13 protein-coding genes and 1 riboswitch are annotated in these 16,507 nt (G+C 45.1%); of the genes, 8 read left to right on the forward strand and 5 right to left on the reverse strand.

Going from position 1 to position 16,507, the window contains the following annotated elements:
- Window positions 1-38 precede the first annotated feature (38 nt).
- On the reverse strand, window positions 39-1,988 hold the full coding sequence (locus H9653_RS06290) for an ABC transporter ATP-binding protein (protein WP_191691284.1): 1,950 nt from the start codon (window positions 1,986-1,988) through the stop codon (window positions 39-41).
- 327 nt (window positions 1,989-2,315) lie between these two features.
- Between H9653_RS06290 and H9653_RS06295 the strand changes: the two genes are divergently transcribed.
- Window positions 2,316-3,164 carry an EamA/RhaT family transporter gene (locus H9653_RS06295; RefSeq protein WP_191691286.1) on the forward strand — a complete coding sequence of 283 codons (849 nt, stop codon included), beginning with the start codon at window positions 2,316-2,318 and terminating at the stop codon, window positions 3,162-3,164.
- Window positions 3,165-3,324: 160 nt separating this feature from the next.
- On the forward strand, window positions 3,325-4,215 hold the full coding sequence (locus H9653_RS06300) for a fructose bisphosphate aldolase (RefSeq protein WP_191691288.1): 891 nt from the start codon (window positions 3,325-3,327) through the stop codon (window positions 4,213-4,215).
- 101 nt (window positions 4,216-4,316) lie between these two features.
- On the opposite strand, the gene thiC is transcribed toward H9653_RS06300, so the two are convergent.
- The 3 genes from thiC to argH all read right to left on the reverse strand — a co-directional run bounded on the left by thiC (window position 4,317) and on the right by argH (window position 8,748).
- Window positions 4,317-6,290 (reverse strand): phosphomethylpyrimidine synthase ThiC, encoded by a 1,974-nt coding sequence (gene thiC, locus H9653_RS06305; protein ID WP_225211636.1) that lies wholly within the window; start codon window positions 6,288-6,290, stop codon window positions 4,317-4,319.
- 262 nt (window positions 6,291-6,552) lie between these two features.
- Window positions 6,553-6,676, reverse strand: a riboswitch (TPP riboswitch).
- A 168-nt stretch (window positions 6,677-6,844) separates the two neighbouring features.
- Window positions 6,845-7,135: an oxidative damage protection protein gene (locus tag H9653_RS06310; protein WP_068407860.1), complete on the reverse strand. Its 291-nt coding sequence runs from the start codon at window positions 7,133-7,135 to the stop codon at window positions 6,845-6,847.
- A 239-nt stretch (window positions 7,136-7,374) separates the two neighbouring features.
- Entirely contained in the window at window positions 7,375-8,748 is a 1,374-nt protein-coding gene (argH, locus tag H9653_RS06315) for an argininosuccinate lyase (RefSeq protein ID WP_191691332.1), read from the reverse strand.
- A gap of 218 nt (window positions 8,749-8,966) precedes the next feature.
- On the opposite strand from argH, the gene H9653_RS06320 reads away from it, so the two are divergent.
- The 6 genes from H9653_RS06320 (at window position 8,967) to H9653_RS06345 (ending at window position 15,130) form a co-directional block, all read left to right on the forward strand.
- Entirely contained in the window at window positions 8,967-10,013 is a 1,047-nt protein-coding gene (locus tag H9653_RS06320; protein WP_225211637.1) for a sensor histidine kinase, read from the forward strand.
- 293 nt (window positions 10,014-10,306) lie between these two features.
- Entirely contained in the window at window positions 10,307-11,044 is a 738-nt protein-coding gene (locus H9653_RS06325) for a LytR/AlgR family response regulator transcription factor (protein WP_068407854.1), read from the forward strand.
- Window positions 11,045-11,465: 421 nt separating this feature from the next.
- Window positions 11,466-12,503, forward strand: coding sequence for a hydroxymethylbilane synthase (gene hemC / locus H9653_RS06330; RefSeq protein WP_191691292.1), 1,038 nt, complete (start codon window positions 11,466-11,468; stop codon window positions 12,501-12,503).
- 121 nt (window positions 12,504-12,624) lie between these two features.
- On the forward strand, window positions 12,625-13,581 hold the full coding sequence (locus H9653_RS06335) for a uroporphyrinogen-III synthase (RefSeq protein WP_191691294.1): 957 nt from the start codon (window positions 12,625-12,627) through the stop codon (window positions 13,579-13,581).
- A 71-nt stretch (window positions 13,582-13,652) separates the two neighbouring features.
- Entirely contained in the window at window positions 13,653-14,594 is a 942-nt protein-coding gene (locus tag H9653_RS06340; protein WP_191691296.1) for a hypothetical protein, read from the forward strand.
- A gap of 44 nt (window positions 14,595-14,638) precedes the next feature.
- Entirely contained in the window at window positions 14,639-15,130 is a 492-nt protein-coding gene (locus H9653_RS06345; protein WP_191691297.1) for an acyl-CoA thioesterase, read from the forward strand.
- Window positions 15,131-15,268: 138 nt separating this feature from the next.
- Here H9653_RS06345 and ribBA read toward each other — a convergent pair whose 3' ends face one another.
- A complete protein-coding gene (ribBA, locus tag H9653_RS06350) occupies window positions 15,269-16,381 on the reverse strand; it encodes a bifunctional 3,4-dihydroxy-2-butanone-4-phosphate synthase/GTP cyclohydrolase II (RefSeq protein WP_068407844.1) in 1,113 nt (370 codons plus the stop codon).
- Window positions 16,382-16,507 lie beyond the last annotated feature (126 nt).

A 16,507-nucleotide genomic window follows, 5' to 3' on the forward strand; every position in this document is an offset into this window, starting at 1 on the left:
TTTTAACCGTTATCTTACATTTTATTGTTAGTTTTCAATTAGTTGTCTTCACCTAAGAAGCCGCCACTTTGACGCTGCCATAAACGCGCATAAACGCCATTTAACGCCAGTAGTTCATCATGACTGCCTTGCTCGATGATACGGCCTTTATCCATGACCACCAATCTATCTAGCGCGGCAATGGTCGATAATCGATGCGCAATCGCAATCACAGTTTTGCCGGTCATGATATCGTTTAGGCTTTCGGTAATGGCAAATTCAATCTCAGAATCAAGTGCACTGGTCGCCTCGTCCAGTAACAAAATCGGCGCATTTTTTAGCATCACGCGTGAGATAGCGATGCGCTGACGTTGACCGCCCGAGAGCTTAACGCCGCGCTCGCCGACTTGGGTATCAAGACCGGTATTGCCTTTATCATCGTATAAATCTTTGATAAAGTCCCACGCTTGCGCTTGCTTAGCAGCTGTAATGATTTCCTCATCGGTTGCGTCAGGACGACCGTAAGCGATATTTTCGCGCACAGTACGGTGCAATAACGAGGTATCTTGGGTGACCATACCGATTTGCTGACGCAGCGATTCTTGGGTAACTTCGTCAATCGCTTGCCCGTCGATATAGATTTTCCCTTTATCAACATCAAAGAAGCGCAGGAGTAGATTAACCAAAGTTGATTTACCAGCGCCTGAACGCCCAACCAAACCGATTTTCTCACCCGGTTTGATATCTAAGTAAAAGTTATCTAATAGCTTGGCGTATGAAGTTCCCGCAGCAGAATCCGCAGCAGGAATAACAGCATCTTCATGCGTGTTATCTAGAGGCTTGTCTGATTTATGCTTGTTTAAACCTGTGGCATCGTCTTCGCCTTCATAACTAAAATCAACATGGTCGAAAACGATACGACCATCGCTGACTTTAAGGATAGCGGCATTTGGCTTATCAACGATGGTTTGCGGCGCAGATAATGTGCGCATCCCGTCTTGTACCGTCCCGATACTTTCAAACAGGCTAGCAGTTTGCCACATAATCCAGCGCGTCAGGCCATTTAATCGCAGCGCCATCGCCGTGGCAGCGGCAATTGCCCCAACACCAACAGCGCTTTGTTGCCATAAATAAATTCCGATACCGGCCGTACTACTGACCAAAATCACACTGATTAGGTGGGTTGATACCTCAAGGTAGCTGACCCAGCGCATTTGCGCATGGACCGTACCTAAAAACTGTCCCATGGCATTTTTGGCATAATCGAGCTCGCGGCGCGAGTGGCTAAACAGTTTGACCGTCATGATATTGGCATACGCATCAGTGATGCGGCCCGTCATTAACGCGCGAGCATCGGCCTGTACAATCGCCGTTTGTTTAAGTTTGGGAATAAAATACCACATCGCCAGCCATACCAAGACAAACCACACAATAAATGGAATCAATAATAAGCTGTCTAAATTAAATAAAATAATGCCAGAAGTAATAAAGTAAACGGCGACGTACATAAACATGTCAGTGACCGTCATCACGGTATCGCGCACCGCCAACGCCGTTTGCATCACTTTAGCAGAGACGCGACCTGAGAACTCGTCTTGATAAAACTGCATCGATTGCCCAAGCATACGCTGATGAAAACGCCAGCGCATCTGCATCGGGAAGACGCCTTGCAAGGTTTGGAAATGAATAAATGACGATAGTGCAATCCAAAGCGGACTTAAAATCATCACGGCCAGTATCAAAAGCAGCATATCGCCTTTTTCTGCCCACAGATTTTGCGGCGTATAAACGCCAAGCCAATCGACGATATTGCCAATCCACGCAAATAGCATGGCCTCGTAGATACCGATGCCAGCGGACAAAATCATAAATAGCAATAACCAACCGCGTAGCCCTTTGGTACATGCCCACATAAATTTGAGCATACCTTCACGCGGCGAGGGCAGCGGCATAGGCGTCTCAGGAAAGGCGGGCAGACGAGTTTCAAAAAATCGAAATAGAGCATTCATAGGCAGTCAGGGAGCATTCATAGCAGTACGCCAAGATAAACGCCGTTAAGCGCTATCGTGAATCGTTACTTTTGTTATTAGGATTGCTGGTTATTTTAACAAAATTCGTCCTCATGCTTGCATGCTAATTGTAAGCTGAACAATCAAGCGCACAATAATTAGATTGCTGCAGGTGAAATATTTTGTTACATTCCATTTTTCTTTTAGTTTATTGCTTTCCTTTATTTATACGTTTTAGTAAACGAGAAATCAGCTAATGAATAAGTATTTTTTACTCATATAAAAATAATAAACGCGCAAAGTTGCGACTTAACAAGGATAAAGTTGATGATGTATTTAACGATAGCGGTGCTCTGTAGCGTCGCTGTTTCCGTACTTTTAAAAATATTACGCCAAAAAAATATCGATATTCGCCAAACCATCGTGGCGGGATATCCCGTGGCATTTCTATTAACTTGGCTGTTATTAAAACCAGATGTTAGTAGTATCGGCGCACTTGGCAATGCCTGGGGCATCATTATTGCGCTTGGTATCTTGTTGCCAGCAGTGTTTATTATCCTTGGGCGGGCGATTGAATCGGTCGGGATGGTAGCAACCGATGCTGCTCAGCGTTTATCGCTTATCATTCCTATCGTTGCTGCATTTTTATTATTTGGCGAAGTACTGACGGGTACGCGCATATTTGGTCTGTTGTTAGGGTTTTTGGCGCTTGGTGCTTTGGTTTATCGTCCGCAGCATGGGCTTATAAATAGCCAAGCAAAGCAGACGCCACTCTGGTTGTTTGGCGTTTGGCTAGGCTATGGCGTGATTGATATTTTATTCAAACAAGTTGCCAAACAAGGCGCGGCGTTTCCTTTAACCTTATTTGTGACCTTTGGGCTGGCAGGTTTGCTGCTGCTCGTTTACCTGCTTAGCACTCGCGTGCGCTGGCAGAGCAATGCCCTTAGCGCAGGATTATTACTTGGCGCGCTCAATATGGGCAATATATATGCTTATATACGCGCCCATCAAGTATTGTCTGAGTCGCCAAGTATCGTCTTTACAGGCATGAACGTCGGCGTGATTGCAGTAGCAACTTTAATTGGAGTAGGCGTATTTAAAGAGCGCCTTAATCATATCAATATCGTCGGTTTATTATTGGCGATTGGCTGTGTAGCGGTATTGTTTTTGCTTTAATCTCGCCACTGTGAAATAGGCAAAATTTTAACTTATCAACAATAGGCAGGTGGCATGTCCTATGATAAGGTAATTGACAGTCAGGCTCACACGGTTGAGGGCTGATTGACTTATTATAATAACGTTTGACCCTTATTAATTAGGATAGGATACCCATTCAATGGAATACGAAAAACAACTACAGCATATAAAAAATGGCTCAGGATTTATCGCCGCGCTTGACCAAAGTGGTGGCAGCACGCCAAAAGCATTAGAGAACTATGGCGTCAGCGGCGATGCTTATGACAATGATGAAGCGATGTTTGATTTGGTGCATGAAATGCGCACCCGTATCATGACTTGTGATGCCTTTGATAATGAGCGTGTACTCGGGGCGATTTTATTTGAAGATACCATGGAGCGCGAGGTTAATGGCAAACCGACCGCCAATTACCTATGGGAAGATAAAAATATCGTACCGTTTTTAAAGGTAGATAAGGGTTTGGCTGAACACATGAACGGCGTACAGGTGATGCGTCCGATGCCAAATCTAGACTTGTTGTTGGATAAGGCAAAAAATTATCCGGTATTTGGCACCAAGATGCGCTCAGTCATTTATGAGCCAAGTGTCGATGGTATCGAGCTTGTCGTCCAGCAGCAGTTTGATGTCGCAAAGCAAATTCTCTCTAAAGGTTTTATGCCGATTGTTGAGCCAGAAGTGGATATCAACAGTAGCAAAAAGCATGACTGCGAAATCATCCTTAAAACCAGTATTTTGCACAATCTTGAGTTTTTAGACGATGATCATCAAGTGATGCTAAAACTGACTTTGCCTGAAGAAGACGGATTTTATCAAGAGCTGATTGAACATCCAAAAGTGCTAAAAGTCGTTGCGCTATCTGGCGGTTACAGTCGTCATGACGCCTGCGAAAAATTGAAGAAAAATCCCGGTATGATTGCGAGCTTCTCGCGCGCTTTTACTGAGGGCTTAAGTAAGCAACAAAGCGACGCAGAGTTTGCTGATACGATTAATACTTCTATTAAAGAGATTTACGAAGCATCAAAGATTTAATCTACTATAAAGATAAAACTGTTTGCAATAAAAAGCGCTACTTATGAGTAGCGCTTTTTTGTGAATTAAGGGTCAACGTTTTAAGGATCAACGTTAATCGCTTAAACCTCTTTATACAATTGACGTCCTTCTTTGTTATATTTCTCAGTCATCTCTGCCATACCTTGCGCAATCTCAGTTGCGCTCATGACGTCTGCGCTTAGATTCTCTTTTGCATCTAAACCTTTAGCATACTCGCGCACGTTTTGAGTGATTTTCATCGAGCAGAATTTAGGACCACACATCGAGCAAAAGTGCGCCGACTTATGGGCGTCTTTTGGTAGCGTCTCGTCATGATATTCACGCGCCGTATCAGGGTCGAGCGCCAGATTAAACTGATCATCCCAGCGGAACTCAAAACGCGCTTTGGACAAAGCATTGTCACGTGCCTGTGCACCCGGATGGCCTTTAGCAAGGTCGGCAGCATGAGCGGCGATTTTATAAGTGATGATGCCGTCCTTGACGTCTTTTTTATTGGGCAAACCGAGATGCTCCTTTGGCGTCACATAACAGAGCATCGCTGTGCCAAACCAGCCAATCATTGCCGCCCCAATGGCACTGGTGATATGGTCATAACCAGGCGCAATATCAGTGGTTAATGGCCCTAAAGTATAAAAAGGCGCGTCGCTACATAGCTCAAGCTGCAAGTCCATATTTTCTTTAATACGGTTCATCGCCACGTGTCCAGGGCCTTCAATCATCACCTGCACATCGTGCTTCCATGCGACTTTGGTCAACTCGCCAAGGGTACGTAGCTCACCAAACTGTGCTTCGTCATTAGCATCTTGCAAACAGCCAGGACGCAGTCCATCGCCTAAGCTAAACGCCACATCGTACTGCTTCATAATCTCGCAGATATCTTCAAAATGCGTATATAAAAAGCTTTCTTGATGATGGGCAAGGCACCACTGTGCCATGATAGATCCGCCACGCGAGACGATGCCCGTCAAGCGATTGGCGGTTAGAGGTACATAACGTAGCAGTACACCGGCGTGAATGGTAAAGTAATCAACGCCCTGTTCGGCTTGCTCAATCAATGTATCGCGGAATATCTCCCAAGTTAAATCTTCGGCAACGCCATCGACTTTCTCTAAGGCTTGATAAATCGGCACCGTACCAATTGGCACTGGTGAGTTGCGAATCAACCATTCACGGGTCTCATGGATATGGTTACCGGTCGATAAATCCATAATAGTATCGGCGCCCCAGCGTGTTGCCCAGGTCATTTTTGACACTTCTTCATCGATAGATGAGCCGAGCGCTGAGTTACCGATATTGGCGTTAATTTTCACCAAGAAGTTACGCCCGATAATCATCGGCTCAGATTCAGGGTGATTGATGTTGTTGGGGATAATGGCGCGACCAGCGGCCACTTCATCACGGACAAACTCAGGGGTGATGATTTTTGGCGTATTGGCACCGAAGCTCTCGCCGTCATGCTGGCGCATATCGGTCAGTTCATGCTGTTTTTGCGTCTCACGAATGGCGATATATTCCATTTCAGGGGTAATAATGCCGCGACGTGCATAGTACATTTGCGTGACGTTTTTTCCTGCTAAGGCGCGACGTGGTTTGTCGATATGCGCAAATTTAAGATTGGCCGTACTGATATCACGGGCGCGCGCCTGCCCATATGAGCTTGATAAACCAGCAAGCTGCTCGGTATCGCCGCGCTCAGCTATCCAACCTTCGCGTAGTTTTGGCAGACCTTTGGTCAAATCAATAGTGGCATTAGGGTCGGTATAGACGCCTGAGGTGTCATAGACATAAAACGGTGGATTTTGTTCCCATTCGGACTCGCTTACCCCTTGTATGGGGGTAGGGTCAAGGGTGATCTCGCGCATCGGTACTTGAATATCAGGACGTGAGCCCTCGATATAGACTTTTTTAGAAGCGGGTAAGATGCGGTGTAGGTCGCGCGCGTCTTCTTCAAAGCGAGCATCATTGGCGGTACGATGGGCAGGCGTTTTTAGGGCGTCGACTTTTTTGTCAGAAGTTTTGGCAATAGGAGTTGAAGTATTTTGTGTGAGGTTCATATGCTGTCCTAGCGTGTTGGTTTTTGAATAAAAGCAACACCGCCAGTAGCTGCGGGGCAAGACGATGCAAGATAGACAAATTCAATCATCAAAAACGTGCACTATTCTTAAATTCAAATTTCATTGAAAATGAATCTAATGCGGTTGTTAAATGATTGGTAGGCGCCGCTTTTTATTGCTTGCCTCATGGCCGCGTAAAAACGCTAGCACATGAAGTATGAGCAATAATAAAAAGGCATTTCTGCGCGCCCTTTGTATATAAAACATAGTCTTAAGACTTCCCTGCGTCGGTACTAACCGCATCAGGTTCGGCGGGTGATCTCTCAGCGAATGTATGACAACCTTATAAACTAAGCTTGTCATACACCGCACCCCGAGTCTGTCAGTGTTGTAAATCAGTCTCATACTAACAAATTATAGGGATGATGCCTAGTCATTTGCCGTTTGTTAGTAGAGAGGCAATCTTGCTGTTATTAATGTAATCACTGTCTTTTAATCAATGACAGTTTTTCAATTAATGACATTCTTTTTAATTAATAAAATCACCGTGCGTATTATTTTTCTGGTGTCCAGCCCTGCGCGCGCTCATAGTCTTCGTTGTCCAAAAACTTCTCGCGTTGCTCGGTTAAGAACTTTTTGGCTTCAGGGTCCATCATGCTGAGATGGTTTTCGTTAATCAGCATGGTTTGCTGCTCAAGCCATTCTTTCCAAGCTTTGTCAGAGACGGTTTCTTGTAGCTCTTGACCTTTTTTATTAGGAAATGGCGGATGCGGCATTTTTGGCAATTCTTGCTTATATTTGCGGCAAAAAACGGTATTGGCTTGTGGATTAAAAGTCTCAGTCATCAGGCAATCCTCATTAATTAGGGGTATTAAATTATCGTGTCGAATATTGGTATTCATCTATCATAACGCGCTTGCACGATTTAGCAAAGCGTATCAGGTGTAGAGAAGGTAACATCAAATCTATCTAATTCTGGCAAAATCAGGCATGACAAAAAAACACCCGCACAATGGCGGGTGTTAGAGAAAAGCGCTGGTTCTAAAGCACAGTTTTATTGCTAGCTTCAACTTTAAAAAGGCTTTTAAGCAAACGCTTTTAGGCGCGCGCGTCCATTAACCACTGCCTGTTTGACTTGATTTGGCGCGGTACCGCCTAAATGGTCACGAGCGGCCAATGAGCCTTCTAGCGTTAGATAGTCAAAAACATCATCGCCAATAGCAGCGCTAAACTGCTGCAACTGCGCCAATGACAAATCGCTCAAATCAACACCCTCGCGAATACCCAAAGCAACGGCATTGCCGACCACTTCATGAGCATCACGGAAAGCAACACCGCGGCGAACCAAATAATCGGCTAGGTCAGTCGCAGTTGCATAGCCTTTCATGGTGGCGGCGCGCATATTTTCTTTATTTGGGGTGATGTTCGGCAGCATATCGGCAAAGGCGAGTAGCGAACCCGTCAAAGTATCGACGCAATCAAATAGCGGCTCTTTGTCTTCTTGGTTGTCTTTATTATAGGCAAGCGGCTGACTTTTCATCAGGCTAAGCAGCGTCATTAGTTGGCCAAACACACGCGCCGCTTTACCGCGTACTAACTCTGGCACGTCAGGGTTTTTCTTTTGTGGCATGATAGATGAGCCAGTACAAAAGCGATCTGGTATCTGCACAAAGTTAAATTGCGCTGACATCCATAGGATAATCTCTTCGCTCATACGCGACATATGCATCATTAAGATAGAAGCCGCCGAGGTAAACTCAATGGCAAAGTCACGGTCTGAGACAGCGTCTAAAGAGTTTTGGCAAATACCGTCAAAACCTAGCAATTTGGCTGTGATGGTGCGATCAATCGGAAAGGTCGTGCCAGCAAGGGCAGCACTACCAAGCGGCATCTGATTGATACGGCGACGGGCATCGACCAGACGCTCGGTATCGCGGTAGAGCATCTCAAACCATGCCATCACATGATGACCAAAGCTCACGGGCTGCGCGGTTTGCAGATGGGTAAAGCCCGGCATGATGGTGTCGGTATGCTGTTCGGCTAAATCTAATAATCCGCTTTGCAAACGTACCAGTAGCGCGATGATATTGTCGGTTTCTTCACGCAACCATAGACGAATATCGGTCGCAACCTGATCGTTACGGCTACGGCCAGTATGTAGTTTCTTACCAACCGCACCGACGATATCCGTCAAGCGCGATTCGACATTCATGTGCACGTCTTCAAGCGCAATTGACCAGTTAAACTCACCGGCTTCAATCTCGCGCAGCACTTGCTGTAAACCATCGATAATGGTCGCAACCTCATCCGCACTTAAAATGCCACATTCTTTCAGCATGGTCGCATGGGCGATTGAGCCTTGGATATCGTGACGAGCAAAGCGTTGGTCAAAGCCGACGGATGCGGTAAAGGCGGCAACGAAGCTATCAGTCGCTTCACTAAAGCGCCCGCCCCACATCTGCTGACCTTGACCACTTGTAGCGCTTTGCGGCGCAGGAGTGTTGGTTATAGAAGCATCTATGCTAGAATCAGGAGTAGATGAATTTTTATTTGAATTAGGATTAATACTATTTGAAGAGTTGGCGTTCATATCGGTACAAGACAAGTCAAGAGAATAAGAACTCAAGTATAGCAAATGATGAGGTTGCCTTGCTAGCGGAGCGCTTAGAGTTTTTTATGCCCAAGCTCATGGAGATGATGAAGCCTTGGCAATGGCTGCTGGCAATCTTTTTTTGGTCGCTGTTTGTGGCGGTTGTCGATCGTCATAGCGTGGTTAATGAGATGCAGTTTATTATCAAGTTTATGGCAAGATTCATTCAAACCAGCTTGGCCTTGATTCCTTCTTTTTATCTCATCGATTATCTACGTCCAGTTTTTAAAGGCTTACGCGTAACGACCGTCAGTATGTATGTTTTACTCATTTTGACCACTGCCACGGCGGTGACCGTCGCGTTGGCCTTGCTCATTATGATAAACGCTGGCTGGTTTAACTATAACTTGGCGGATTTTATCTCAATCATTGTGTTTAATACGGTGATAGCCGCCGGATTTACCGTTGCCGCCTTGTTGTTTTTTTTAAGGCGTTATCGTGAGCTAAATGCGCTAAAGCACTCATTTGAGCAAAAATTGAGTGCCCAAAATGATGTGTTAAAAGCTCGCCTAGCGCCGCATTTCTTTTTTAATACCATCAATACTTTGATGTCGCTGATTGAGTCTGAGCCGCAGCGCGCCGCTGTTTTATTGCAGCACGTCTCAGCGCTATTTCGTGCCAGTTTTAATGGCGCGCGTGAGATCAGCTTTGAAGAAGAGATTGCCCTGTGTGAGCATTACTTGGCTATTGAATCCATCCGCTTGGCAGATAAGTTGGTAATAAACTGGCAATTGCCAAAAGAAGACGTTATGTATGATATGGTGATTACGGCGTTAACCTTACAAAGCGTGATTGAAAAAATGCTGGTGAACGTCATTAGGATGACCACTGAAACCATTTATATTGATATAAAAGTCACTTGGTTACAGCATCGGGTCGACATTACTATTAGCGTACAGCTGCCGAAAAAATCCTTGTTGATTAACCATGACTTGCGCCAACATATGGATTTTATGATTCAGGCGCAACGTCTGCGCGCCTATTTTGGTCAAAGTGCCGACATCCAAAGCAGCATCATGAATAAACAAATTCTTACTAATATTAGCTATCCGCTGCAAGATGTCAGTTTATAATCCTTTCTTTCTTCCTTTTTAAAACGTTTTCCCTAAAAATCTATTCTCTAAATTGTAAGCGTCAGTCATTTATTACAAAGCATTTATCGTGGCATATTTATTGCACAGTCTAAGCTGTTATGCACGGCTAAAGCATTTAAACGGCAAAGTTAGATTCGTGGCTTGCACAAGTGCGGCAGTTGGTTTATAACTTAAGTAGGGAGTTGCATTCTTACTAAGGGATAAGTGTTAAAGATTGATAGGTTATTAATACTCTAAAAGATTTATAAGTAGGCACTTATAAAGGAGTTTGAATGCGGATTGTTGTTTGTGATGATGAGCCCTTAGCTCGGGAGCGTTTGGTTAGAATAGTCAAAGAGTCAGGTCATGAAGTGGTTGCCCAGGCAAAAACCGGCATAGAGGCCATTATCGCCGTAAAATCTGAGCAACCAGACATTATATTGCTCGATATTCGCATGCCAGAGATGGATGGCGTCGAGTGCGCGCAAGAGCTTGCAACGTTAAACCATCCACCTGCCATTATCTTTGTCACGGCGTATGACCATTATGCCATCGCGGCGCTCAAAGCCAACGCCATCGGTTATCTGTTAAAACCTGCCAATAAAGATGAATTACTCGAGGCGCTAAAAAAAGCCACCAATCTCAATGCGGCGCAATTAAACGAGATTCGCAAACTTGAGAATCCAACCGCGCGCCCAGTGCGCGAACATATCGTGGCGCGTACCCACCGCGGTGTAGAGCTGATTGAGCTCAAAGACATCTATTATTTTACCGCCGATCAAAAGTACGTCAAAGTACGCCACAAAGACGGCATTGTACTTATTGATGATACGTTAAAAGAGCTTGAGCAAGAATTTGAAGGCAAATTGTTTCGCGTCCATCGCAACGCCATTATCAATATTAAATATCTAGATTTTTTAGAAACACTCGATGCCGGACAATTTCAGCTGCACTTTAAAGGTATTGATGAAACTTTAGCAGTCAGTCGCCGCCACCTACCAGCATTACGTGAAAAAATTCAGAATATGTAGCGGCAAACTGTCTACAGGTAAACCATCCTAGAAAGCACTAAGCAGCAAGCGCAGTAATCTGTTGAAATAATCCTGCCATATCATCAAACCCTTATTTATGCTTAAATAGGGGTATTTTTTTGTAGCACTCAGTTTAAAGACATTTAACGTTTATATTGAATACTATAGTGAGAGAAAAGTAATATCAATGCATCACGCACTGCTGATATCAATTTTTCTTGCTTGCTGTGCCTGAGCAGACAGAGGCTACGAAAAATTGATATCAGCAATACCGTAGCGTTTTTAGGGTATTTTGACTATACATTCGCATTATTGTAAAGATAATGAATCCTTTGTTGTTGAGCGACCGTTGTTGAGCGGTTGTCGTTAAGTAACTGTTATTCAGCAACGCGATTTTATATCGAATCTATTGAGGCCTTTTATGAGCACCATGCAGCAACCTGCTTTGACTACCTTAAATATCGCCACCCGCCAAAGTCCATTGGCATTATGGCAAGCGGAGCACATTCGTGACCGCCTACTGACGCTGTATCCTGAGCTGACCATTAACCTGCTAAAAATTGTCACCAAAGGCGATAAGATTTTGGATACGCCGCTGGCAAAAATTGGTGGTAAGGGTTTGTTTGTTAAAGAGCTTGAGCAGGCGTTATATGATAAACAGGCAGATATCGCGGTACATTCTTTAAAAGACGTGCCGATGGAATTGCCAGAAGGCTTGACGCTTGGTGTTTATTGTAAACGCGCTTCGCCAACCGATGCCTTTGTATCGAATACTTATCATAATATCGATGAGTTACCACAGGGAGCAGTGGTTGGTACCGCAAGCTTGCGTCGTCAATGTCAAATCAAAGCCTATCGTCCCGATTTACAAATCAAGACCCTGCGTGGCAACGTTGGTACGCGCTTAGGTAAGCTCGATGCCGGCGAGTATGATGCTATTATCTTAGCAACCAGTGGTTTACAGCGTATCGAGCATGACGAGCGCATTCGTAGTGAGTTGGATATAGATATTTGCTTGCCAGCCGTTGGCCAAGGAGCACTTGCGATTGAATGCCGCGAAGGTGACGACGAGGTTTTAAAATTATTAGCACCGTTAAATGATGACAAAGCTCGTATCCGTCTTATCGCTGAGCGTGCGCTAAACCGTCATTTACAGGGCGGTTGCCAAGTGCCAATTGCCGCTTATGCTGTGTTACAAATGGCTGATGCAGACGACGATAGCAGTAGCAAAAACAATGGCCAAAACGGTAATAACGACAATGGTAATGTATTATGGCTACGCGGCCGCGTCGGTCAAGAAGACGGTAGCGAGCTACTCAAAGCTGATAAACGCTTGACCTTAACTGGCAGTCAAGTCGAACAAGAAGCGCAAGCCAATCAGTTAGGTATTGAAGTCGCTGAGATGCTACTAGCCATTGGTGCGGGTGATATTTTATCAGCGATTTATCAGTCTAAATAAAGCTTATAAAATAACTTTTAAGTTGCATAACAATAAAATGTCGCTGTCCAGTTACGCATAAAGTCGCTGCAATGGCTGTATGCGTAAGCTTACTTTCCAAAACTTCTGTCACGGTATGTTTATGTCTTGGTCATCCTCTGAGTCTACTGCTTCAAACCAAACCATTAATAAGCCAGCATCGCTGCCGCCAGTGGTCATCAATACGCGTCCAGTTGAACGTGCGGCGCCGCTGACCAATCATTTGCAGGCGGCAGGATTTTCAGTGGTTGATATACCGATGTTGTCCTTAGAGGCGCGGCCAACGACCGAGCAAGACATGGCATTGATGCGCCAATGGTTTGCCGGTGATTATCAGGCGCTTGTTATTGTAAGTCCGACAGCAGCAGCTTCTGGCTTAGCCGTTTGGCAGGCGCTTGAGCATGAACGCCAAGCTCAATTGGCTGAGGTAAATAATAGCGCGCAAAAAGACGTTAGTTTTAAAGGTTTAACAGCACCAAGCCATCTGATAGCGGTAGGAGAAGCCACGGCAGCGGTATTAAATGACGCTAAACTCGATGCGACGAATTATCAAGTATTGCAACCTCTGATTGCTAATAATGAAGGTATGTTAGCGATGCCGGAAATCGAAAGTTTAAAAGCAGGCGATAAGCTGTTGGTATGGCGCGGGCTTGGTGGGCGGCGTTTATTGGTCAATACCTTACAGGCGCGCGGTGTCCATATCGATAGCATCGCTTGGTATGAGCGCAAAATGCCTAATGATGCTATGGCGCAGTATAAAGTGTGGCACGCCCAGTTTGTTAAACAAAAAACTGAGCAGCCAAAACCTATCGTGATTGTCAGTAGTGGCACAGCGTTTGAGCATTGGCAAGCGATTGTTACAGAGGTGGCAGCGCAAAAAGCCAATGCAGAAAAATCAAACCGTGCGCCGCTGCAACTCAACGATTTTGCTTATGTCGTACTAGGTGAGCGCTTAGCCAATATGGTTGCTGGTCAGGGATTAAGTTACTGGCGCGTGGAAGATTTGGCGCCCGAAACCATTTTTGCGGCAATCCATACACCGCTAGTCGGTTGCAGTTAAAAAACACTTCCTTTTCTCAAGCCATTTATTTTATATTTGCTTAAAAAATTATTCACCAACGGTGCTGCCTTATGTCCATGAATTCTGACTCGTTAGCTAAGGAGCCTTCTGCTATTCAGCAGCGCCGGCAAGCAAATATGTTTTTGGTACGTTTGCAATGGCTGGTCATATTATTGCTTATTGCTGCTCTGCTGTGGTTGTTTATTAGTCAACAGCGCTTTGAGCACAGTATAAATGAGCGCTTGCAAAGTAATGAGCAAGTCGTCAGCCGCCTAAATGAGATGGACGATCGCATCTTTGCGATGAGTCAGCAGACGCTGCCAGAGCCGCGCGTCGCTGCTAATAGCCAAGCGCAAAACCAGCTTGATTTGTTGCGCATTCAGATACAGGCGGCCGATAGATTATTGGCGGATAATAATGAGAGTGCGGCGATTGAGTTGTTGCGCGGTCTGCATTGGCAACTGTCTCAAAGCAGTAATGAGATTGCCCCTGCGCTTACCGTGGTAATCAAGCAAAGTTTGATGAAAGACATAGAACGCTTGCAAGCAAGAAGCTCGCAGCCGAGTCCTTGGCAGTTACAAAACTTAGCCATTCAAAATATCCAAGCGTTTTTGCATAGTTATCAGCGTCCTGCTCTTACAACTAACGCGTCTTATACTAGCGCTAACGATGTCGGCATAACCCGTAAAGAGCTTATCATTCATGAAGTGATTATGACCTTAAATCTTGCCAGTCAAGCAAGCAATATGCGTGAAAAAGATCAGCTGATTGGCTATCTGCGGCAAGCACGTAAACAGCTACAAATTCTAGTAGATACGTCTGCTTCAAAATCCGCTACCGATAATAAAAACGCTCAAACAACGAGTAACGCAACTTCTAAAGATAAAGGTCAAACCAAATCTGCCCCTCATAATATCGCAGAAGTTGTCGACTGGTTAGATCGCCTGATTGCCACGGCGCCACAGCCAACGCCATTATTGACCACGCAAATTTTAGATAAGCCTAAGCGTTAATGGTCGTTTTTAAAATTCTATAAAAAAATAAGAGAAATGCAGTGATGAGTGCTTTTGAACAACACACAAACGTAAATAATAATGGCGTAGATGACAACCGTCCTAGCGAGCTAGCGCATTATCCAATCATTCATCAGCAGCCGATCCATTGGGGCGAGATGGATGCCTTTAATCATCTAAATAACGTGGTCTATTATCGTTATGCGGAGTCAGCACGGATTGGCTATCTGCAAGCGCTAGGTATGTTTGATGGCAGTATGGTGACAGTATTGGCGCAATCGAGCTGTCAGTATTTACGCCCGGTGACTTATCCCGATACGTTATTATTAGGCGTGCGTTGCCAGCGCTTGGGCAATACCAGTATCGTGATGGAATATAGCTATTATAGCTGTGCTCAAGAGGCGATTGTCGCGATCGCTGATGCCGTTATCGTCCGTTTAGACAGTGATGGTAAGGATAAATTGCCGTGGAGCAATGAGGAGCGTGAGCGGTTATTGAAACTAGAGGCAAAATTTAACCATACGCCCGAATTTTAAAAAATTTAAAAACTTTGAAAAGTCGGCCAAATTATTAAGTATCAATATCACTAAAATGATACCGTTAAAAATAAAAAGGCACGCTAAATGATATTAGCGTGCCTTTGTTATGTTGCTGTGCTTTTTAATTTCTAGGCTTTATTTTTGCTTAGGCGCATGAATAAAGTCTACTACATTTAAATCAAAACCTGACAGCGCATAAAACTTCATCGGTGACGACAGTAAGCGCATATCACGCACGCCCAAATGACGTAAAATCTGTGCGCCAACCCCGATACTACGATAAGGCTGCTGAGCGATAGTAGACATGGACTGATTTTCAGCCGCTTTATCCAGCGCCTCTCCCAAGTCAATCGGTTGATGATTGCCGATCCAAACCAACACGCCGCGCTCTGAATTGTTTATTTCTTCTAGTGCTGAGCGTACGCTCCAGCCGCTACGACCAGTGGTGTCATTCTTCGCCGCAAACAAGTCACGTAAAGGATGGAAGCCATGTACACGAACGGTACTGACGCCTTCGCTGACATCACCTTTCACCAAAGCTAAATGAGTTTCGTCTGCACCAAACTCGCGGAAGCGATGCAAGGTAAAGGTACCGTATTCGGTCTCAAACGGATGGGACTCAACCTCTTCGACCGTTTGCTCATTGGCAATGCGGTAGTTAATCAAATCGGCAATCGTCCCAATTTTAAGACCATGCTCTTTGGCAAATATCTCAAGGTCATCACGTCGCGCCATCGTGCCATCGTCTTTAATGATCTCAACGATAACGGCTGCTGGCTCCAACCCTGCTAGGCGGGCCAAATCACAACCTGCTTCGGTATGACCGGCACGGTGCAGGACGCCGCCATTTTGTGCCATGATTGGGAAAATATGCCCAGGCTGGACGATATCTTCTGGTTTTGCTGAAGAAGACACTGCTGCTTGAATGGTACGAGCGCGGTCGGCAGCAGAAATACCTGTGGTCACGCCTTCAGCGGCTTCAATAGAAACGGTGAAGTTGGTGCTAAACTTTGCCTCGTTACGGTCGGACATCAGCGGCAATGCCAGCTGTTGGCAGCGCGCTTCTGATAAGGTTAAGCAAACCAAACCACGAGCGTGGGTAATCATAAAGTTGATATCATCAGGGCGCACGTGGGTCGCGGCCATGATGATATCGCCTTCGTTTTCGCGATCTTCGTCATCCATTAAGATGACCATTTTGCCAGCACGAATGTCTTCGATAATCTCAGGAATCGTATTTAAACTCATAGGAAGTCTCAATATTTTATTATGTATAGATGGGTTTGATGATAAGGTTAAATTATTATTTGTCTATTGTAGCAGCAGAGGGCGTCAAGCGCTGTGATAAAGCATGGCGTGGCTTAATAACAGCCA

Source organism: Psychrobacter communis (assembly GCF_014836505.1).
Classification (GTDB): domain Bacteria; phylum Pseudomonadota; class Gammaproteobacteria; order Pseudomonadales; family Moraxellaceae; genus Psychrobacter; species Psychrobacter faecalis.

Coding starts and splice junctions, on each gene's coding strand:
- H9653_RS06310 (WP_068407860.1), bottom strand. CDS start 7,135: ATGACTGAGACTTTTAATCCACAAGCCAATACCGTTTTTTGCCGCAAA.
- H9653_RS06320 (WP_225211637.1), top strand. CDS start 8,967: ATGCCCAAGCTCATGGAGATGATGAAGCCTTGGCAATGGCTGCTGGCA.
- H9653_RS06325 (WP_068407854.1), top strand. CDS start 10,307: ATGCGGATTGTTGTTTGTGATGATGAGCCCTTAGCTCGGGAGCGTTTG.
- H9653_RS06300 (WP_191691288.1), top strand. CDS start 3,325: ATGGAATACGAAAAACAACTACAGCATATAAAAAATGGCTCAGGATTT.
- ribBA (WP_068407844.1), bottom strand. CDS start 16,381: ATGAGTTTAAATACGATTCCTGAGATTATCGAAGACATTCGTGCTGGC.
- argH (WP_191691332.1), bottom strand. CDS start 8,748: ATGTGGGGCGGGCGCTTTAGTGAAGCGACTGATAGCTTCGTTGCCGCC.
- H9653_RS06345 (WP_191691297.1), top strand. CDS start 14,639: ATGAGTGCTTTTGAACAACACACAAACGTAAATAATAATGGCGTAGAT.
- H9653_RS06295 (WP_191691286.1), top strand. CDS start 2,316: ATGATGTATTTAACGATAGCGGTGCTCTGTAGCGTCGCTGTTTCCGTA.
- thiC (WP_225211636.1), bottom strand. CDS start 6,290: ATGAACCTCACACAAAATACTTCAACTCCTATTGCCAAAACTTCTGAC.
- hemC (WP_191691292.1), top strand. CDS start 11,466: ATGAGCACCATGCAGCAACCTGCTTTGACTACCTTAAATATCGCCACC.
- H9653_RS06290 (WP_191691284.1), bottom strand. CDS start 1,988: ATGAATGCTCTATTTCGATTTTTTGAAACTCGTCTGCCCGCCTTTCCT.
- H9653_RS06335 (WP_191691294.1), top strand. CDS start 12,625: ATGTCTTGGTCATCCTCTGAGTCTACTGCTTCAAACCAAACCATTAAT.
- H9653_RS06340 (WP_191691296.1), top strand. CDS start 13,653: ATGTCCATGAATTCTGACTCGTTAGCTAAGGAGCCTTCTGCTATTCAG.